This window comes from Phaeobacter sp. A36a-5a (assembly GCF_037911135.1).
GTDB classification, from domain to species: domain Bacteria; phylum Pseudomonadota; class Alphaproteobacteria; order Rhodobacterales; family Rhodobacteraceae; genus Phaeobacter; species Phaeobacter bryozoorum.
Genome location: NZ_JBBLYU010000001.1, coordinates 962,714 through 982,253 on the forward strand (window position 1 = coordinate 962,714; position 19,540 = coordinate 982,253).

General features: G+C 64.1%; 19 protein-coding genes and 1 tRNA gene. 6 read left to right on the forward strand and 14 right to left on the reverse strand.

What is annotated here, in order from left to right:
* Window positions 1–98 precede the first annotated feature (98 nt).
* From WLQ66_RS04515 to WLQ66_RS04545, 7 genes are all read right to left on the reverse strand, one after another.
* Window positions 99–175: transfer RNA gene (locus WLQ66_RS04515), tRNA-Pro, on the reverse strand.
* 89 nt (window positions 176–264) lie between these two features.
* On the reverse strand, window positions 265–3,468 hold the full coding sequence (locus tag WLQ66_RS04520; RefSeq protein ID WP_340545188.1) for a MerR family transcriptional regulator: 3,204 nt from the start codon (window positions 3,466–3,468) through the stop codon (window positions 265–267).
* A 29-nt stretch (window positions 3,469–3,497) separates the two neighbouring features.
* Complete coding sequence (gene ihfA, locus WLQ66_RS04525; RefSeq protein WP_008207184.1) at window positions 3,498–3,800, reverse strand: integration host factor subunit alpha; 303 nt, start codon at window positions 3,798–3,800, stop codon at window positions 3,498–3,500.
* Window positions 3,801–3,919: 119 nt separating this feature from the next.
* Window positions 3,920–4,891, reverse strand: a complete 972-nt coding sequence (locus WLQ66_RS04530) for a beta-ketoacyl-ACP synthase III (RefSeq protein ID WP_340545189.1) — start codon at window positions 4,889–4,891, stop codon at window positions 3,920–3,922.
* 15 nt (window positions 4,892–4,906) lie between these two features.
* Window positions 4,907–6,031 (reverse strand): phosphate acyltransferase PlsX, encoded by a 1,125-nt coding sequence (plsX, locus tag WLQ66_RS04535; RefSeq protein WP_340545190.1) that lies wholly within the window; start codon window positions 6,029–6,031, stop codon window positions 4,907–4,909.
* Between the two features lie 40 nt (window positions 6,032–6,071).
* Window positions 6,072–6,278 carry a 50S ribosomal protein L32 gene (rpmF, locus tag WLQ66_RS04540; protein WP_014874239.1) on the reverse strand — a complete coding sequence of 69 codons (207 nt, stop codon included), beginning with the start codon at window positions 6,276–6,278 and terminating at the stop codon, window positions 6,072–6,074.
* Between the two features lie 219 nt (window positions 6,279–6,497).
* Window positions 6,498–7,043 (reverse strand): YceD family protein, encoded by a 546-nt coding sequence (locus tag WLQ66_RS04545; protein ID WP_340545191.1) that lies wholly within the window; start codon window positions 7,041–7,043, stop codon window positions 6,498–6,500.
* An 87-nt stretch (window positions 7,044–7,130) separates the two neighbouring features.
* On the opposite strand from WLQ66_RS04545, the gene WLQ66_RS04550 reads away from it, so the two are divergent.
* The 3 genes from WLQ66_RS04550 (at window position 7,131) to WLQ66_RS04560 (ending at window position 10,413) form a co-directional block, all read left to right on the forward strand.
* A complete protein-coding gene (locus WLQ66_RS04550; RefSeq protein WP_340545192.1) occupies window positions 7,131–7,598 on the forward strand; it encodes an outer membrane protein assembly factor BamE in 468 nt (155 codons plus the stop codon).
* Window positions 7,599–7,765: 167 nt separating this feature from the next.
* Complete coding sequence (locus tag WLQ66_RS04555; RefSeq protein ID WP_374015623.1) at window positions 7,766–8,560, forward strand: GNAT family N-acetyltransferase; 795 nt, start codon at window positions 7,766–7,768, stop codon at window positions 8,558–8,560.
* A 41-nt stretch (window positions 8,561–8,601) separates the two neighbouring features.
* A complete protein-coding gene (locus tag WLQ66_RS04560) occupies window positions 8,602–10,413 on the forward strand; it encodes an ABC-F family ATP-binding cassette domain-containing protein (protein ID WP_444739776.1) in 1,812 nt (603 codons plus the stop codon).
* Between the two features lie 167 nt (window positions 10,414–10,580).
* Here WLQ66_RS04560 and WLQ66_RS04565 read toward each other — a convergent pair whose 3' ends face one another.
* From WLQ66_RS04565 to WLQ66_RS04580, 4 genes are all read right to left on the reverse strand, one after another.
* On the reverse strand, window positions 10,581–11,135 hold the full coding sequence (locus tag WLQ66_RS04565) for a sugar O-acetyltransferase (RefSeq protein WP_340545194.1): 555 nt from the start codon (window positions 11,133–11,135) through the stop codon (window positions 10,581–10,583).
* Window positions 11,132–11,617, reverse strand: coding sequence for a GFA family protein (locus WLQ66_RS04570; RefSeq protein WP_340545195.1), 486 nt, complete (start codon window positions 11,615–11,617; stop codon window positions 11,132–11,134). Before WLQ66_RS04570 ends, WLQ66_RS04565 begins: the two co-directional genes overlap by 4 nt.
* Before the next feature lie 152 nt (window positions 11,618–11,769).
* Window positions 11,770–12,525 (reverse strand): SDR family NAD(P)-dependent oxidoreductase, encoded by a 756-nt coding sequence (locus tag WLQ66_RS04575; protein ID WP_340545196.1) that lies wholly within the window; start codon window positions 12,523–12,525, stop codon window positions 11,770–11,772.
* A gap of 72 nt (window positions 12,526–12,597) precedes the next feature.
* Window positions 12,598–13,542, reverse strand: coding sequence for a GNAT family N-acetyltransferase (locus WLQ66_RS04580; RefSeq protein WP_340545197.1), 945 nt, complete (start codon window positions 13,540–13,542; stop codon window positions 12,598–12,600).
* Between the two features lie 45 nt (window positions 13,543–13,587).
* Here WLQ66_RS04580 and WLQ66_RS04585 point away from each other — a divergent pair, with 45 nt between their 5' ends.
* Complete coding sequence (locus WLQ66_RS04585) at window positions 13,588–13,725, forward strand: hypothetical protein (RefSeq protein ID WP_340545198.1); 138 nt, start codon at window positions 13,588–13,590, stop codon at window positions 13,723–13,725.
* Between the two features lie 310 nt (window positions 13,726–14,035).
* Here WLQ66_RS04585 and tyrS read toward each other — a convergent pair whose 3' ends face one another.
* Window positions 14,036–15,292, reverse strand: a complete 1,257-nt coding sequence (gene tyrS / locus WLQ66_RS04590) for a tyrosine--tRNA ligase (protein ID WP_340545199.1) — start codon at window positions 15,290–15,292, stop codon at window positions 14,036–14,038.
* Window positions 15,293–15,445: 153 nt separating this feature from the next.
* Here tyrS and WLQ66_RS04595 point away from each other — a divergent pair, with 153 nt between their 5' ends.
* A complete protein-coding gene (locus tag WLQ66_RS04595; RefSeq protein WP_340545200.1) occupies window positions 15,446–16,606 on the forward strand; it encodes an anhydro-N-acetylmuramic acid kinase in 1,161 nt (386 codons plus the stop codon).
* A 59-nt stretch (window positions 16,607–16,665) separates the two neighbouring features.
* Here the strand turns inward: WLQ66_RS04595 and WLQ66_RS04600 are convergent, their stop codons facing one another.
* Complete coding sequence (locus tag WLQ66_RS04600) at window positions 16,666–17,097, reverse strand: cupin domain-containing protein (RefSeq protein ID WP_340545201.1); 432 nt, start codon at window positions 17,095–17,097, stop codon at window positions 16,666–16,668.
* Window positions 17,098–17,159: 62 nt separating this feature from the next.
* On the opposite strand from WLQ66_RS04600, the gene WLQ66_RS04605 reads away from it, so the two are divergent.
* Entirely contained in the window at window positions 17,160–18,599 is a 1,440-nt protein-coding gene (locus WLQ66_RS04605; RefSeq protein WP_340545202.1) for a protein adenylyltransferase SelO, read from the forward strand.
* A 2-nt stretch (window positions 18,600–18,601) separates the two neighbouring features.
* Here WLQ66_RS04605 and WLQ66_RS04610 read toward each other — a convergent pair whose 3' ends face one another.
* Window positions 18,602–19,507 (reverse strand): DMT family transporter, encoded by a 906-nt coding sequence (locus WLQ66_RS04610; protein ID WP_340545203.1) that lies wholly within the window; start codon window positions 19,505–19,507, stop codon window positions 18,602–18,604.
* Between the last annotated feature and the right edge of the window lie 33 nt (window positions 19,508–19,540).

The following is a 19,540-nucleotide window of genomic DNA, read 5'->3' on the forward strand; positions in this document are numbered from 1 at the left end:
ACGCTTTATTATCAATACCTTGCACGAAAGGCAGATACAAAAACACCCACCCCAGAGAGGGGCGGGCGTTTTTTAGCCCCTTGCGAGGCGGGGTATTTTGGTCGGGCTAGCAGGACTCGAACCTGCGACCTTCCGTCCCCCAGACGGACGCGCTACCAGGCTGCGCTATAGCCCGTTGCGCTGGTTTCTACCCGTTTTTCCGGCAGGGGCAAGCGAAAAAACCAGATTATTTCGCCGCCTCCGCAAGATTAATGTGACGCGACCCTAGGCAGCGCCCCGATGCGCCCGCAATGCCTCGGCACAGGCGCGGGCCTGTCTGACATGATCCGCAGGCAGCTGCGCAATCCCCGCAAGCCGCGACAGCGCGCCGGAGGTCTGCGCAGCGCGCGGCTCCGCCTCATCGGGGATATCAATCACCAGCGGTCGAAGCTCCGGCGCCGCAGCCTCGGCGGGACCGTCGGCGGTAGGGGTGTCAGCGGCAGATGTATCAGCGGCGGGCAGGTCCGCTTCGGCCACATCGGCTGCGGGGAGATCGGGTTCGACAAATTCCTGCCCAGCCGGGGCGGAAACCGGCGCGGCAGGCTCTGCCGGTTCATCCAGCGGTGGCGCCGTCTCCGTGACCTCTGCGACCTCGGCCATCGCCTCCTGGTCCGGCGTTGCCGCATCCACAGGCTCTGCGAGCGGCGCGGTCTGCGCCAGCTCTTCAGGCTCTGCCAATTCGGTTGCCGCGCCCAGTTCGACAGGGGCGGTCAATTCGCTCGGCAGGCTCAGTTCGCCCGTGGCAGCCATATCGGAGCCACCCGCGGGCATCGCAGCCGCATCCTCGTCATGTGGCTCAGGCGCGATAGGTTCAACCGCGCCTTCGGTCACCTCGGATGCCGGGTCAGCGGTGGCCAGTTCTGCGACCTCCGCTTCGGGATGCTCCGGCGCGACAGCCGCAAATCCTGCGTCCCCAAGTCCCGCAAGGTCAGGTTCCACGAGGTCAGGTTCCGGCAGGTCAGGTTCCGGCAGCGCGGCATCCTCCTGCACCGGCGTGGTCAACAGATCCTCATCAACCGCAGGCGCAGCCAAGACCGGGTCGCTGACAATGCCCGCGTCCAGCTGTGGATCCTCCAGGGCAACCGGAGCCGCAACCTCAACCTCGGCCGCAACCTCAGCCAGATCTGGCAGCTCTTCCGGCCCCGCCTCCAGTGCCGCCACAGCCTCAAGATCGGCACGATCGGCAACCGGGTCAGGCATATCCAGCACGTCAGCCGGAGGCGCGGCCGCGTCCGGCGTCTCCGCCGCATCGGCAAAGGCCAGCGGCACATCCTCGGGCGAGGGGGCCTCATTGTCGTCGGGCAGATGATCACCCGCTGCGTCGGTCAGCAGATCGCTGCCCGCCAGTTCGCCCGCCATCAGATCGCCATCTGCCAGCGCGTCATCTGACACATCGCCACCAGCGAAAAAGTCGGTTGTCGCTACCGGCTCGGCAGCCTCCTGTGCGACATCGGCCTCAGGATCGGACAGCGGCTGCACTGTGACCTCTGGCACGGCCTCCGCCGCAGGCGCGTCCGGCGGCATATCGCCAAGTGCGGGATCGCTGTCCAGCGCCTCAACCACGGGTGCCGGGCTGTCGCCCTGATCAAACACCACGGGATCTTGCGCATCCGTCTCGGCGGGGGTCTCGGCCATCGGCGCATCAGAGTCGGCAGCAAATATATCCGCGCCAGCACCGGCAGGGGCCTCGGCCTCATCGGCGGCAGGCGCCATTGCCATGGAAACCGGCGTTTCCACCTCGGGCGAGGCAAGCTCCTCATCCCCCCAGGGAGAGAGATTCGGCGCCTCGGCCTCGATTGATGCGTCTTCCGCAGTCTCTTCCACGACCTCCGGGATGAGCTCAGGCTCAGGCTCGAGCTCAGGCTCAGGTGCGAGGAGCGGCGCGGGCTCAGCCTCGGCTATCAGCTCCACCGGCGCGACCGTTGTCACCGGCTCGCCCGGTTCTGCCATCAGCGCGGCGCTATCAGACATGGTGCTGTCAGGCGCATATGGCGCAGGCGCGGCGCTGTCATCTGCGCCCGCATCTGTGTCCAGAGCCATGGCAACCGGGCTGTCCGCTGGACCCTCAACCGGACTCGCAACCGGTATCTCGATTGTCGCCTCCAGCGCCGGATCCGCTGACGGTTCGGCAAGCCTGTTCCCTTCCGCCGCCACCGGCGGGAGTGCCGCAGCCTCGGCGACCTCCACGGTGCCGGGGTCTTGCGACTCCGGCGTCTCCGGCCAGAGCTGCGCCTGATCCTGCTCCGGCGCATCCGCCACAGCCTCGACAGGCGCATCCAGCAGCGCATCCTCTTCCTCACCAAGCGGCAGGCCCGGTTGGGTCAGCTCCGCTGCAACATCGGATGGCGCCGCCGGGGGCAGGTCTGCGATCGCGTCGGCGGTATCCGCCGGCACGGAAACGTCGGGTGCCTGCGGCATGGCCGCGTCCATCATCGGCGGGAGGTCATCCGCAGGACCATCTGCCTGTGGCGCGCTCTCGGGGGCGTCGGCCATGACATGCAGATCGCTGGTGGGTTCGGCGGCGGCAGGGATGGCGGTTTCGCTGACCGGTGCGGCAGGCGGGTGGACCGAACCGGTCTGCGCGACAGCCGCGTCAATCGGATCCATCGGCGCCATGGCAGGCTCCGCCGCAAGCGGCGCTGTCGGAGCGGGTGCAGCTGCGGCGGGTGGAACATCTGCCAGTGGGGCCATTGGTGCCGCGCCCTGAGGCTGCACAGGCGTCAGGGGGGCAGCGCCGGTTTCGGGCTGCGCCGGGACAGGGCCAGCATCGGAAGGCTGCGCCACGGCGGCGGCGTCGAAGGCGGCAACCTCAACCGGACCGGCATCCACCGGTGAGGTTGCTGCGGAGCCGACCACTGGCGCGGGCGGGCCACCTGCGGTGGGCGCTGCGGGCATTACGGGCGCAACAGGCGCGGCGGAGGCAGGGGCCATCGGCGCAGTGGCGGGCACGTCCGTAGCAGGCATCTCAACAGCGGGGGCGGCTGCCGCCTCTGGCGTCTGCGCGGTTGCAGGCTCGGGCGCATGCGCCTCGGCGTCGGAGAAAAGATCACCCCCGGACGGCTCCGCGCTGGCGGGTTCGTCCTGCGCCTCTGCGACCGTGGCCTCAATTGCGTCCGCCTCGACCGCGTCCGCCTCAACCGTGTCGGCATCTATCGGGGCGCCACCGCCCATCGCGGCGACATGGACCGGGCCATGTTCGCGCAACAGCGCCTGCACATCCTTGATGGACAGCCCCTTGTCGTGCAGCAAGTACTTGATGCTGCTGATCAATTCCACATCGGCAGGGCGATAGTACCGGCGTCCGCCTGCGCGTTTGACCGGTTTGATCTGGGTGAATTTGCTTTCCCAGAAACGCAAGACATGCGCCTGGATCCCCAGCCACTCCGCAACTTCGCTGATGGTGCGGAAGGCGTCTGGTGATTTTGACATCGCGTGGTGTGTCCCGTGGTTACTGACCGTTATTTACGGTTCCCGTCTGCCACCCGGTCCTTCATCAGATGCGATGGTCGAAAGGTCAAAACCCGGCGAGGCTGAATGGGCACCTCTTCGCCGGTCTTCGGGTTGCGGCCAACGCGGGCGGATTTATCGCGCACGCTGAATGTCCCGAATGAAGAAATTTTGACCTGTTCCCCACGGACCAGGGCGTCAGACATATGCTGAAGCATGCTTTCCACCAGCTGCGCGCTTTCGTTGCGCGACAGGCCAACCTCGCGGAAGACCGCTTCACTCAAATCCATTCGTGTTAGTGTTTTTTCGCCCATGACTATCCCCGCTGTTTGGCAAAGCATAGGGCGGGGGGAATTTCCCTGTCAATATCAATGAATTGCATCGCGGAGTTCCGCCCGTAAAATCGCGCCGCTTCTCGGGCTGGCTTTGCCGCTTACCAGCGCAGGACAACCGATCCCCAGGCCAGACCGCCGCCGATGGCTTCGGTGACGACCAGATCGCCCTGTTTGATCTGGCCGCGTTCCTTGCCCACTGACAGCGCCAGCGGGATCGAGGCGGCCGAGGTATTGCCGTGGTCTTGCACGGTGACCACCACCTTTTCCATCGGCAGGCCCATCTTCTTGGCGGTGCCCTGGATGATGCGGATATTGGCCTGATGGGGCACGATCCAATCGACATCGGCGGCGGTCAGGCCGGCGCGCTCCAGCGCGGTATTGGCAGTGGAGGCCAGTTTCTCGACCGCATGGCGGAACACCTGATTGCCCTGCATCCGCAGATGGCCGGTGTTCTGGGTGGAAACGCCGCCATCCACATAAAGCAGATCCTTGTAGCGGCCGTCGGAATTGAGGTCGGTGGCCAGAATACCACGGTCGGCACTGGTGCCTGCGCCGTCCTGCGCCTCCAGAACCAGCGCACCGGCACCATCGCCGAACAGCACACAGGTGGAGCGGTCGCTCCAGTCCATGATCTTGCTGAAGGTCTCGGCCCCGATCACCAGCACCTTCTCGGCCTGCCCGGAGGCCACCAGCGCATTGGCGTTGCTCAGCGCATAGACAAACCCGGCGCAGACCGCCTGCACGTCAAAGGCAAAGCCACGGGTCATGCCCAGCTGGGCCTGCACCATGGTGGCAGCAGAGGGGAAGGTGAGATCGGCGGTCGATGTGGCCACCACGATGGCGTCGATATCATCCGCGGTCAGCCCGGCATCATCCAGCGCCTTTTCGGCGGCCTTGGTGGCCATGAAGGAGGTGGTCTCGCCGTCGGCGGCGAAATGGCGGCGCTCAATCCCGGAGCGGCTGCGAATCCATTCGTCCGACGTATCCAGCGTGGCTTCGAATTCCGCGTTCTCGACCACGCGTTCAGGGAGATAATGCCCGGTCCCGACAATTACTGCGCGTCGCGTCATTCTGATGCCTGCCTTTTAGTCTTTTTTGGTGGGCGCCTGGTCGGTTTTGGTCTCGTCCATTTGCGCTGGTTTATCTTGGGTAAGCGCCACAGAGGATGCAACCCGTGCGGCGAGTTTTTCGGCAAACCCCTGCTGGGCAAGACGGAAGGCCAGCTTCACCGCCGCCGAGACACCGGTGGCATCCGCGCCACCATGGGATTTCACCACGGTGCCATTGAGACCAAGGAAAACACCGCCATTGACCCGGCGCGGGTCCATGCGCTTGGACAGCCGCTTGAGCGAGGTCATCGCCAGCAGCGCCGCAATCCTGGACAGGAACGAATATTCAAAGGCTTCCCGCAGGGCGACACGCATCAGGCTGGCAGTGCCCTCGCCGGTCTTGATCGCGACATTGCCGGTGAACCCGTCGGTGACGATCACATCGGCGACATCGCCGGGGATATCGCTGCCCTCGACAAAACCGACAAAGTCAAACCCCCCGGTTTCGGAATGATCCGAGATCAGCCCATAGGCTTCTTTCAGGTCGGCATGTCCCTTGTGCTCTTCGGTGCCGACATTCAGCAGGCCCACGCGGGGGCGGGGAATGTCCATCGAATTGCGCACATAAGAGGTGCCCATCATGGCGTATTGCAGCAGATCCTGCGCGTCGGCGCGCACATCGGCGCCAACATCGAGCATCACGTTGAAGCCCTGCGGATTGCGCGACGGCCAGAGAATCGCAATGGCCGGGCGGTTCACACCGGGCAGCTTGCGCAGCCGCAGCATCGACAGCGCCATCAGCGCGCCGGTATTGCCGCAGGAGACCGCACCGGCGGCTTCACCCTCCTTGACCGACTCCAGCGTCGACCACATCGACGTGCCCTTGCCGTGGCGCATCACCTGAGAGGGCTTGTCCTCCATGGTGACCACATCGCGGGCATCGCGGAATTCCACCCGGCCGTCGAGAATACGCTTCTTGGCGACCAGCGGCGTCAGCTGTTCTTCGGGACCATGCAGGATGAACCCCAAATCGGGGTTCTTTTCGGCGGACATGGCAATGCCGGCCACCACAACTGCGGGGCCGGCATCTCCGCCCATGGCGTCAACCGAAATAACTATGCGGCCGGCATTCTTCTGCATCTGATCGGGTTTACCCGCCATGAAAATGCCTGCCTGACATTAAGTCTGGTGCAGACGCGGCTTAGGCCGCGTCTTCGTCCATGTCGATCTCGTCAGCGGCTGCGACGATTTCTTTCTCGTCGTAGTGGCCGCAGGAGGGGCATACGTGGTGCGGACGCTTCAGTTCGCCACAGTTGCCGCATTCGTTCGGGTTTGCAGCAACCAGTGCATCGTGCGCGCGGCGGTTGTTGCGACGCGACTTGGATACTTTGTTCTGTTGGACAGCCATGTCTCAACCTTTGTCACTTGGGGCCTTGGGGCTGTCCCCGCGGCGCGTTTCACATTCAATGTTTCGATCGGTCTGCCGTGCGTTTAGGCCTCAGCCTTGCCGATGTCCAACCAAAATTCCGATGAGCGCGCGAAAATACTGCGAATTGACGCTGGCGCAAGTGGTTTTTTGGCCGGTCAGCGCATGAACACCAATCGGAATCGTCTGGCCGCTCTCTTTTCAGTCTTCGCGGCTGCCGTCAAGCTGATCACGCAGCGCGGCCAGCCCGGCAAAGGGCTTTGTGTCCTCGTCGCGCATCGGGGCAACACCCGGTTCGGCGTGCACTGATTCTCCGAGCGAGACGCCGTCTTTACGGGGGTATTGCGGCAGCGCCAGCGCCAGCGCTTCGACCATCACCTCATGCGGGGAGATATGGCTGCCCAGCGGTTCGCTGGTGTCATCCTCGGGCATCTCCACCTCTTCCTCGCTGTCGGGATGCACCATCCCGGCGATAAAGCTGCGGCGCACCTTCTGATCAATGCGGGTGGTCACCGGATCCAGTGTCACCACGCAGGGCTGCACCACGGTGGCGCCCAGATCCGCAACCAGTTCCCAGTCACGTTTGCCCAGAGCGCGGATCTCTCCGGCAAAGCGCAGTTTGCGCAGATCGTCGACGCCCAGCTCCTGCGCGAGGGCGGTCAGACCAGCGGCGTCGGGGCGCAGTTCGAACGAGGTTGCGCGGTTTTGCGGCAGGTCAGCGACCCGAAAAGCGGTGCTCTCAGACATTTGGGGGACTTTCGTTTCTTGAACCGGAGGCTTGGTTTAGGTAATCCGGTTCAAAGGCGTATTCAAGCCGGGGGGCAAGAGAGTAGCATGGCATCCAAACGTATGAGGTCGCTGAAGGCGGCGACAAGGGTCACGGTTCTCTTGGTAGCGGGGCTCGCGGTTGGCGCCTGTTCCATGTACCGCAAGCACGGATATGTCCCCAGCGAAGAGCTGCTGTCAGAGGTGGTTGTCGGCGTTGATACCAAGGACAGCGTTGCTGAAACCATTGGGGTTCCGGCGGCAGAGGGCGTGCTGACCGATGGCGGTTACTACTATGTTTCCACCCTGATGCGCCGACGTGGTCCTTCGGCCAGCAAGCCGGTCTCGCGGGAGCTGGTTGCGATCAATTTCAACGATCAGGGCGTGGTCACGGGGATCGAACGCTACGGTCTGGAGCAGGGCCGGGTGATTCCCCTGCAACGCCGCGTGACCAGCTCTAACGTGCAGGACAAGACCTTCCTGCGCCAGCTGCTGGGCAGCCTCGGCAACTTTGGTCCCGGTGGGCTGATCGAATGATGCGGCGGGTCTGATTGGCCTGCATATCAAATTCTGAGAAAGCCATCCCGATCCGGGGTGGCTTTCGTCGTTTGGCTGATACGTGATCCATGCTAGGCAGGCCTCAGGCTGCGGTGCCTGTGGTCGCTGGAAGAGCTGCGTTGCGTGATCTGTTGCCCCTTGTGAAGATGTCCCCTGCAAAGGTCGCGCCGCGGCCGCTGCTGTGTCGTGGCCGCTATCGGGTCCGGCTGATTGATGGCGCCGGGCAGGTGGCCGGTGATGGCGGCGATCTGCAACGGGCGCGGGCGCTGCGAAGCCTGTGTTTCGGCCGTAGCAAGCTCGACGCAGAACCGTTGGACCTGCGCTGCCAGCATATGCTGATCGAGGATCAGGCCAGCGGTGTTCTGGTCTGTTGTTTTCGCCTTCTGCTGCTGCCAGATGGCGCATATATCGCCCAGAGTTATTCCGCGCAAAGATATGATCTGAATATGTTTTCCGCCCGTCGTGGCCCGTTGCTGGAGCTGGGTCGGTTCTGCATCCATCCCGATTGGCAGGATGCCGATATCCTGCGGCTTGCCTGGGGGGCGCTGACGGCGTTTGTCGATGATCACGGGGTCGAGCTGCTGTTTGGCTGCTCGTCCTTTCAGGGTGTTGATCCGGCGCCCTATGGGCAGGCCCTTGCCCTGCTGCTGGCCCGTCATCAGGCACCGACCGGGCAGGGGGTGGGGGTGCGGGCGGCGCAGGTGCTGCCCCTTGCGGCACTGGATCTGCCGCCCGTGGATGGCAAGGCGGCGCAGCAGCAGATGCCACCCCTGTTGCGCACCTATCTGATGATGGGCGGCTGGGTCAGCGACCATGCGGTGATCGACCGCGAGCTTGGCACGCTGCATCTCTTTACGGCGGTGGAAATCGCCACCATTCCCGCAGCGCGCAAACGTCTGCTGCGCGCCATTGTCACCGGCGTTGACCATCCGGTGCGCTGACAGCCGTTGACCTGCCCCGCGCCCCGGTTTAGCAGCCTCACATGGCACGTATTCCTCTTTTACAGATGTCCGGTATCTCCCTCACCTTTGGGGGCGATCCGGTGTTCGCGGATCTTGATCTGGTGGTGCAACCCGGCGACCGGGTGGCGCTGGTCGGGCGCAATGGCTCCGGCAAATCCACCCTGATGAAGGTGATGGCCGGTCTGGTCGAGGCCGACACCGGCTCGCTGGTGGTGCCGCCGGGCAAATCCGTCGGCTATATGGAGCAGGACCCGCAGATGACCGGGTTTGCCACGCTGGGCGATTTTGCCAGTTCCGAACTGGATCCGGGCGAGATGTACAAGGTGGAGCGGGCAGGCGAGGGGCTGAAGTTTGATCCCGCCCGCCCTGTGGCGACGGCCTCCGGTGGTGAAAAACGCCGCGCGGCGCTGGCCAAGCTGATGGCCGAGGCACCGGATCTGATGCTCTTGGACGAGCCGACCAACCATCTGGATATCGAGGCGATCACTTGGCTTGAGAATGAGCTGAAATCGACCCGCGCCGCCTTTGTGCTGATTTCGCACGACCGGGCGTTTCTGCGTGCCCTGACCCGCGCGACGCTTTGGGTGGACCGGGGGCAGGTGCGCCGTCAGGAGAAGGGGTTTGATGCCTTTGAGGCTTGGCGCGACAAGATCTGGGAAGAAGAAGACCAGCAGAGGCATAAGCTGAACCGGCTGATCAAATCCGAAAGCCGCTGGGCGGTGGAGGGCATCTCCGCCCGCCGCAAACGCAATATGGGCCGGGTGCGCGCGCTTCAGGATCTGAAGGAGGAGCGGTCCAGCCAGATCAAGCGGCAGGGCACGGCTGAGCTGGCGCTGGACGCGGGCCCGAAATCGGGCCGCAAGGTGATCGAGGCCGAAGGGCTGACGAAATCCTACGGTGACAAGGCAATTGTGCGGGACTTCTCGCTGAAGGTGCAGCGCGGCGATCGCGTTGCCTTTGTCGGGCCGAATGGGGCAGGTAAGACCACGCTCCTGAAGATGCTGCTGGGGCTGGAACAGCCTGATGAAGGCCATGTGCAGATGGGCACCAATCTGGAGCTGGCGCTGTTTGATCAGACCCGCGATCAGCTGGACGGCGATGCCAGTCTCTGGGAAAACCTGACCTCGGATCCGCTTCTGGGGATTTCTGGCAAGGCGGATCAGGTGATGGTCCGGGGGCAGCCGAAACATGTGGTCGGCTACCTGAAGGAATTTCTGTTCGACGAGGCGCAGGCCCGCGCGCCGGTGCGGTCCCTGTCCGGCGGCGAGAAGGCGCGTCTCTTGCTGGCGCGGCTGATGGCGCGGCAGAGCAACCTGCTGGTGCTAGACGAACCGACCAATGATCTGGATGTCGAGACGCTCGACCTGTTGCAGGAACTCCTGGACAGCTACGATGGCACGGTTCTGCTGGTGAGCCACGACCGGGATTTTCTGGACCGCGTGGCCACCACCACCATCGCCATGGAAGGCGGCGGGCGCGCCACGGCCTATGCTGGCGGCTGGAGCGATTACCTCTCGCAGCGTGCCCCGGTCGAAGGTGCCGCAGAGAAGGCGGAGAAAGCCAAGGCGAGCAAGCCGAAACCCAAGCAGGAAGCGCAGCCCAAGGACGGTCTGAGCTTTAAGGAAAAACACCGGCTGGAGGCGCTGCCCGGAGAGATCGAGCGGCTGGAGGCGGAGATTGCCAAATTGCAGCAGCTGATGGCTGATCCCGAGCTGTTCACCCGCGAACCGGTGAAGTTCCAGAAGGCCACCGATGCGCTGGTGGAGCGGCAGGAGAAACTCTCTGCCGCTGAGGAGGAATGGCTGGAGCTGGAAGAGAAATCCGCAGGCTGAAGCCCCTCTGATTTTTCGGTAAGCAGGGCTGACCCAATGTTTCGCGTGCGAAACATTGGGTCAAAGACGCTGCCGTAGTCTTTTGTAAAATATAAATTTTTCCTGATTGAAGCCTAAGGCGGCGCGCGGCTGCTGCGCAACGGGTGCGAGTTTTGACCCTGCGGATGCTAGCGAGGAAGCGCCCGCGCCGGATTGCCGACCACTGTCACCCCGGCCTCCACATCTCGTGTCACCACCGCGCCGGCACCGACGATGGCGCCATCGCCGATGCTGACGCCGGGCAGGATGATCGCGCCGCCACCGATCCAGACATCGCACCCCAGCGTGACCGGATGGGCGATTTCCAACCCCTTGGCGCGCAAAGCTTTATCCTTATGGTGCTGGGCGCAGTAGATCTGCACATTCGGCCCCAGCATGGAGCGGTCCCCAATGCGCACCGGCGCGGTATCAAGGATGGTGCAGCCCGCGTTCAGATAGACCTGATGCCCGAGGGTGATATTGACCCCGTAGGCGCAGTGAAACGGGGCCTCGATCAGGCAATTCTGCCCATGACCGGCAAAGAGGGCTGCCAGCGACGGGCTGAGGCTGTCGCCGGGATCAGGGGGGCGGTGATTGTGCTGATGCACCGCCAGACGGGCCTGATGACGCAACGCTGAGAGTTCGCTGTCCAGGCAACAGTACCAGTCGCCCGCCTGCATCTTTTGTCGTTCGGATCGGCTCATGCCGGATCCCTGCCGGCCGCGGAGGGTGCGATGGCTTTGGCGTAATCATCCATCAGATCCGCCAGCTCCTTTGCCGTGGTGGGGAAGCGGGCATAGCTGTGAGAGGCCGGAACCGTCGCCCAGGGCTGTTTGTCCTCGGCCATGACTTCGACAAAGGGGGTGAACCAAGTCAGATCATCCAGCAAAGAGGCGCGCAGGTTCACCCGTTCTGGTGCCGCCTTCAGGCGGGACAGGACAAAGCTGAGGCAGGTCGGGCAGTAATAATGCTTGCGCTCTTCGCTGTGTTTTCCACCCAGCACCAGCTCTCCCGTGACGGTGACCGCCTCTGCCGGAAACATGACGGTCAGGGAATAGGCGCTGGCGGCAAGTTTCTGACAATCGCGGCAGTGGCAGGCCAGCGTCAGCAGGGGGGAGGCGGTGACATGCAGCTGGACAGCACCGCAGAGACAGGCGCCGGTCAGCGGCAGGTTGGGCTGGGTCATGGGTCTGCTCCCCCTCGGCAAGGTTGTGCGACAGGCTAGCGGAGAACCGGGAGGCTGTCGCTGATCAATTCCGTATCGCGCGGAGAGGGGGTGTCTCAAGGGGTGGTCTGCCCCTTGAGGTCTTGGTTTCGATGCGGGTAACCGAGAGCGCCTCAGCGCATCCGCAGCGCGCCGTCGAGGCGGATCACCTCGCCGTTGAGATAGCCCATCTCGACGATGAACCCGGCCAGACGGCCATATTCGGCAGGGTCGCCAAGCCGGGCCGGGTTGGGCACATCGGCGGCGAGCTGCTGCTGCACCTCTTCCGGCAGGCCCGCCAGCATCGGGGTCATGAAGATGCCCGGCGCGATGGTCATCACCCGCACGCCCGAAGAGGCCAGATCACGGGCCATCGGCAGGCACATGCCCACAACGCCGCCTTTGGAGGCGGCATAGGCAGCCTGACCCTTTTGGCCGTCAAAGGCCGCGATTGACGCGGTGTTGATGATGACACCCCGGCCACCGTCTGCCTCAGCCTCGCATTTGGCGATTTCCACCGCAGCGAGCCGGGCGACGTTGAAGGTGCCGACAAGGTTGATGTCGATGGTGCGCTGATAGGCATCCAGAGGGTGCGCGCCATCGCGGCCCACGGTCTTGATGCCAAGGGCGATGCCTGCGCAGTTCACACAGACGTTGATCTTGCCCATCTTCTCGCTGGCAAGCGCCATGGCTGCGGCTACCGACTCTTCGCTGGTGACATCGGTCTGGGCAAAATGCCCGCCGATTTCGGAGGCTACGGCAGCGCCGCGTTCGGCGTCACGATCCAGGAGCGTGACCTGGGCGCCTTGGGCGGCAAAATGACGGGCGGTGGCCTCACCAAGGCCAGAGGCGCCGCCGGTGATGACGGCGGCGGTTTGCGACAGTTTCATGAGCAGGGCTCCTCCCGTGGGTCTATGCTATCGGGTTCATATCTGAACGTGTGTTCAGATAATCACGTCCCCCTAGCAGTGTCCAGAGAGCCCGGGGTTCATCAGCCGTTTGTCGAGCGCGGCGAGCGGACGCAGCAGCCGACCCAGCGGCGGCCAATAGGCCCAGGTGCCACCCAGCTGGTGCAGCCGTGCGCCGGTGCCCAGTTTGAAGCGGGCCAGACCGGCGGCGTTTTCGGTGTTGATCACGCCAAGGTCGAGCTGTTCATAGCCGCGTTTGGCAAGCCAGGACATCGCCTCCCACATCAGCAGGTTATGGGCGGACAGCGCCTTGCCGCGATCGGTGGTATGGCCGATGTGATAGGTGGCGCCACGCCCATGGCAGAGCACCAGCACGGCGGCGACGATCTCCTTGCCGTCATGGGCTTCGAAAATCTTGGCCATCCCCTTGTTCTCGCGGGCATAGGCCAGGGTCAGATCCACCGGCCAGTTGCGATAGCCGCGGCTGGATTGCTGCGCGGCATCAGCAGCAAAGATCCAGTGCGCCGGGGTCTGGGGCAGGGATTGGCGGGTGATGCGCAGCCCCTGCTGTTCGCCATGGACCAGCCGGTTGCGCCATTTCTGATGCAGCGCCGCGCGGCGCTGATCCGGGTCACCGGTGAGGTCGAGCAAACCGACATGCGCCGGGCTGACCAGCGCCACCGCGCCGTGGCGGGCGAGGGCGGGGGTCGGCGTTTCTGGCGACAGGATGACGGGCGTGCGGCGCAGGCCGTTTTCCTGCAATTGTTCCAGCAGTCGCAACGGCTTGTCGATGCGGGCGCGGTTGACCATGGCCACGTTGATGCGGCCCCAGAGCTTGCGGCGCATGACGACGGTGCCTTTCATCTGGTTCAGCACCAGAGGGTCCTTGCCCGTCGCCTGAAGCGCGCGGGCAAATTCCGCCGATTGCGGTAGGGCAGAGATGGTTTCGTCGCGGAGAATGGGGCGGGGCATGACATCTGCTGGTGTGAAATCGAACATGGCGCCATTAACCGCAGCGAAACCTAAATGATGGTTAATGAAGATATGAAAAATGCGAATAAAATTCGAAATCATTCCGCACCGGCTCCGCGGGTCACCAAAGCTGCGGCTCTTCTGGTGGCTCTGGCGCTGTCGCTGCCGGTTGGGCTGGTGCTGATGCTGCTGGATCTCTGGGTGCTGTGAAGCCTTTTGTTTTAGCCCGGGATCCGAGGGCAGGGTCGTGGCAGCAGCTCCGGTGCACAGCGGTGATGCCCTGTCGTGATGGGCTGCCGCGCCGCGCCCGGGCGCGGCGCCCCGCCCAACGGGAACACCCCATCCGGGATGGGGGATGACGGGCGGGAGCCTTTTGCGGAGGTTCCCGCAACGCCTCGGCCCTGGGCTGGCAATGGCGCTGCGGCTGGTCTGATCTTCGGGATCGAAAAAGGGGCCACAGCGGCCCCTTTTCTTTGATTGCTGTCGGTTGGTCCGGCCCGTCGGCTGCACCGCGGGGCGATTACCCCTCCAGCTGCACCAGCGCGTGGCGTTTTTTGCCCGCAGACAGTTTGATCGGCGAGGCCAGAGCGGCGGCGTCGATCATCAGCCCTGCATCGGTCAGCGGCGCGTCGTCGATCTTGGCGCCGTTCTCGGCGATCAGGCGCTTGGCGTCCTTGCCCGATTTGGCCAGCCCGGATTTCACGATCAGCTGCACGATGGAGATGCCATCGCCCAGATCTGCGGCAGTCAGGCTGAGCGTGGGCAGGTCGTCGCCAATGCCGCCTTTCTCGAACACTTCGCGGGCGGTGGCCTCGGCGGCAGCGGCGGCCTCGGCACCGTGCAGCAGGGTGGTCACCTCATTGGCGAGGATCACCTTCGCGGCGTTGATCTCCGACCCTTCCAGCGCACCCAGGCGGTTGCATTCGTCCACCGGCAGCTCTGTATAGAGCTTCAGGAAGCGGCCCACATCGGCGTCGGTGGTGTTGCGCCAGAACTGCCAGAACTCATAAGGCGAGAGCAGATCGCCATTGAGCCAGATCGCGCCATTCTGCGATTTGCCCATCTTCTTGCCGTCGGAGGTGGTCAAGAGCGGCGAGGTGAGACCGTAGATCTCATGGTCCAGCACCCGGCGGGTGAGGTCGATGCCGTTGACGATATTGCCCCATTGATCGGAGCCACCCATCTGCAACACGCAGCCGTAGCGGCGGTTCAGCTCCAAAAAGTCATAGGCCTGCAAAATCATGTAGTTGAATTCGAGGAAGGACAGCGACTGTTCGCGGTCGAGACGCGATTTCACGCTTTCAAACGACAGCATCCGGTTCACCGAGAAATGGCGGCCGATATCGCGCAGGAAAGTGAGGTAGTTCAGATCATCCAGCCATTCGGCGTTGTTCAGCATCATGGCGGCGTTACCCGCGCCGCTGTCATAGTCGATATAGGCGGCAAACACCTTCTTGATGCCGGCGATATTGGAATCGATCTGCTCATCCGTCAGCAGCGGGCGTTCATCAGCGCGGAAGGAGGGATCGCCCACCTTGGTGGTGCCGCCGCCCATCAGGGTGATCGGTTTATGGCCGGTTTTCTGGAACCAGCGCAGCATCATGATCTGGATCAGCGAGCCCACATGCAGCGAGGTCGCGGTGGCGTCAAAGCCGATATAGGCGGATTGGCCGGGGGTCATCAGCGCCTCGTCCAGGCCCTGGTAATCGGTGCAGTCGGCCAGATAGCCACGTTCCATCATAACTGCGATGAAGTCCGATTTTGGGTGGTAGGTCATGATGTGCCTCGGCTTTCTAAATTGCGCGCTGCTGTATAAAACGCAAATTGCCGGGGGGAAAGCAGTGTGAACGGCTTTGCGCAAGAAATTCGCTGCTGTATCCTTGGCGCAAACCGGCGCGGCGCGCCCAATATCACAGCAGGCACCATCAACATGACCAGATCCCCCTCCTCGGCCCGTTCTGTGGCGATCCCCAAGACCGGCGTTCTGCGCGCCCTTGGCACCATGAGCGGCACCTCGCTGGACGGGGTGGATGCGGCCATTGTCGAGACCGATGGCGTGGTGATCCACGGCTTTGGCGCCAGTGCCTATCGCGCCTATGAGCCGGTGGAACGGGCGCAGCTGGCGGCCGCATTGGGACAGTGGCAGGGGCCACAGGTGGACGCCGCCGCTGAGATCGTGACCCGCGCCCATGCGGCGCTGCTGGCGCAGGTTCTGGCCGAGGATGCAGCGGCGGGACCGGTTGATGTCATAGGGTTTCACGGTCAGACGCTGGCCCATGCGCCACGCGTGCAGGGCACCCTGCAGGTGGGCGATGGTGCGGCGCTGGCGGCTGAGCTTGACACCCCGGTGGTCTGGGATTTTCGCAGCGACGATGTGCGGCTGGGCGGCGAGGGCGCGCCGCTGGCGCCGTTCTTTCATTTTGCTTGCGCCAAATACCTGAAGCGGGACAAACCCCTGTGTTTCCTGAACCTCGGCGGCGTGGGCAATCTGACCTATGTCGATCCGCGCTGTGACGCGGCTGAGGATCCCGGCGCTCTTTTGGCGTTTGACACCGGCCCTGCCAATGCGCCGATCAATGATCTGGTGCAGGCGCGCTGTGGGCAGATGATGGACGAAGGCGGCGCGATTGCCCGTGGCGGCGCGGTGGAGACCGGGGCGCTGGAGCTGTTTCTGGCGGAGCCCTATTTTGCCCGGATGCCGCCGAAATCGCTGGATCGCAATGATTTTTCCGAGATGATCACGCTGGTCTCCGAATTGAGCGACCGCGATGCGACGGCGACGCTGACCGGCATGTGCGCCGCTGCTGTTGCACAGGGGATGGAGCATTGCCCGGAGCCGCCGGAGGTGGTGTTGGTCACTGGCGGCGGGCGCCACAACCCGGTGCTGATGGAGATGCTGCGGGTGTCGCTGGACTGCCCGGTTCAGCCGATCGAGACGGTGGGGCTGGATGGCGACATGCTGGAGGCGCAGGCCTTTGCGCATCTGGCGGTACGGGTTGCGCGCGGGCTGCCGACCTCCTGTCCCGGCACAACCGGTGTCAGCGCCTGCGTTGGCGGCGGTGTGGTGAGTGTGCCGGGGCGCGAGGACTGAGGTCTGGCGGCCGGGAAACTTGGAGGTTTCCTGGCAAATTTCTTCGACGAAATCTGGGGTCAGGCGCGCGGGATATCGAAGCCGGGGTCGGCGAGGGTGAAGCCCTCGAACCGGAACCCCGGTGAGACGGTGCAGCTGACCAGCGTATAGTCGCCGGTGGTGCGGGCGGCCTGCCAGTGGCCTTCGGGGACGATCAGCTGCGGTTCTCCGGTGGTCAGGTCCGGGGTCAGCAGGTGGTCGTGGGCGGGGCCGTCATCGCTGGCTGACAGCGACAGCACCAGCGGCGCGCCAGCGTGATAAAGCCAGATCTCGGTGGCATCGACACGGTGCCAGTGGCTGCTCTCACCCGCCTTCAGCAGGAAATAGATGCAGGTGCCGGTTGCGCGGTCATCGTGGCTGGCTGTGGTTTCGGCGATCCATGTCTGGCGGTAATAGCCGCCTTCGGGGTGGGGCTGGAGGTTCAGCCGGGCGATGATCTCATCGGCGGTCATGTCAGTGCTCCGTTTTGTCTGTTGGCTCTGGCAATTTGGCATTTGCCGCATATGTTTGGGCCATGACATTGCACATCCCTTTTGACAATACATATGCCGCGTTGCCGCCGCTGTTCTATAGCAAACAGGCTCCCGTGCCGGTGAAGGCGCCAGAGCTGATCGCCTACAATGGTGCACTTGGCGCGGAGCTGGGCATCCGGGCGGGTGACAGGGCCGAGCTGGCCGAGATTTTTGCGGGCAACCGTGTGCCCGATGGCGCCGATCCGCTGGCGCAGCTCTATGCGGGGCATCAGTTTGGCACCTACAATCCGCAGCTCGGCGATGGGCGCGCGATCCTGCTGGGCGAGGCTGTTGGTGTTGATGGCGAGCGCCGCGATATCCAGCTGAAGGGATCGGGGCGCACACCCTATTCGCGGGGCGGTGACGGGCGGGCCTGGCTGGGGCCGGTCCTGCGCGAATATGTGGTGAGCGAGGCGATGCATGCGCTTGGCATTCCGACAACCCGCGCGCTGGCGGCGGTTGCGACCGGTGAGCTGGTCTGGCGCGAACAGGGCGGTTTGCCCGGCGCGGTGCTGACACGGGTGGCCGCGAGCCATCTGCGGGTCGGGAGCTTTCAGATCTTTGCCGCGCGGGGCGAGCAGGCGGCGCTGCGGCAGCTCACGGATTACGCGATCCAACGCCATTATCCTGAGGCGAAGGGGCCGATGGGGCTGCTGCGGGCGGTGCGGGATCGGCAGTCGGAGCTGATCGCGGCCTGGATGTCGGTAGGCTTTATCCACGGGGTGATGAATACCGATAACTCGTCCATTTCCGGCGAGACGATTGACTATGGTCCCTGCGCCTTTTTGGATGTCTATCACCCCAGCACTGTGTTCAGTTCGATCGACCGGATGGGGCGTTATGCCTATTCCAACCAGCCCGATATTGCGGTCTGGAATCTGGCGCAGCTGGCCACCGCGCTGATCCAGCAGGCGGAGGATCCGCAGGCGCTGGTTGAGGAGGCGACCGAGATCGTTCATGCGATGCCCGCCCGGACCGAGGCCGCCTGGCTGCGGCGCTTTGGCGCCAAGATCGGCATTGCCGAGGCAACGCCTGACGATATGGCGCTGATCACTGACCTGATGCAGCGCATGGCGGCGGGACAGGCGGATTTCACCAATACCTTCCGGGCCTTGGGCGATGCTGTTGCGCCGGACTCCGGCAAGGTGCGCGATGAGTTTCTGGAGCCTGAGGCGTTTGACGGCTGGGCAATGGACTGGCGCGCGCGTCTGGCGCAGGAGGCCGATCCGGCGGCGGTGATGGCGGCAGCGAACCTGGTCTATATCCCGCGCAACCACCGGATCGAGGCGATGATCAGTGCCGCCGTTGCGGGCGATTTTGGCCCGTTCGAGCGGCTCAATACCGTGCTGGCGGATCCCTATACCGTGCAGGCAGGGGCCGAGGATCTGCGTCGCCCGCCGGCTGCGAGCGAGGTGGTGAAGGCGACCTTCTGCGGCACCTGAACCTATTTGCGATTGATCAGCAGGATACCGACCGCGACCAGCACCAGTGCGGCCCAGACCTGCGGCAGGATCACCTCGTCCAGCAGCAGCCAGCCGAGAATGGCCGCGATCACCGGCGACAGGAAGCTGAAGGAGGCAACGGCATTGGCGCGGTAGAGGCTGATCAGCCAGAGCCACAGCAGATAGCCGAGGCTGGCGATGGCGATGGCCTGAAACAGCACGCCGGAGATATGCAGCGCCGTGGGGTCGCGCAGCAGCGGTCCAAACAGCGGCGAGATCGCCAGCAGCACCAGCGCCGATGTGGCCAGCTGATAGGTGAGCTGGCGGATCGGCGGGACATGGGCCAGTGGCGACAGCCGCGCGCAGAGGGCGATCCCGGCCCAGGCCAGCGTCGCCGCAAGCGCGAGAATATCGCCCAGCAGCGAGGCATCGCCGCTGCCCCGGTGCAACACGGCCAGCACCACGCCGCCCATGGCCAGGATCAGTCCCAACATGCGCAGGCTGTTGAGCCGCTCGCCGGGCAGGAGCAGATGGCCGGCCAGGGCCAGCCAGACCGGCATCGAGTTGAAGATGATCGTGACCCGCGACACCGAGGAGAGATCAAGTGCGATATAGAGGCAGACAAATTCGGCCGTGAACAACAGCCCGGACACCAGCCCCCAGAAATGGACAGAGCGGCTCCAATGCGCCGACGCCTGGGCAGAGGCAGGGGCAGGGGCAGGAGTGCTGGCGCGCTTCAGCTGGCCGCGAAAGGCGAGCCATGTCAGCAGGACCGCCAGCCCGATGAGAGAGCGCAGGCCCGCCTGAAACACCGGGCCGAACCCGCCGTTGGAGACCTTGATCACCACCTGATTAAAGCCCATCAGCCCGCTGAAGCCGATCAGCATTGCGGCCCCGATGCCGTCCATTGCGCGTTTCTCACTCATGCCGCCAGAGGAGGT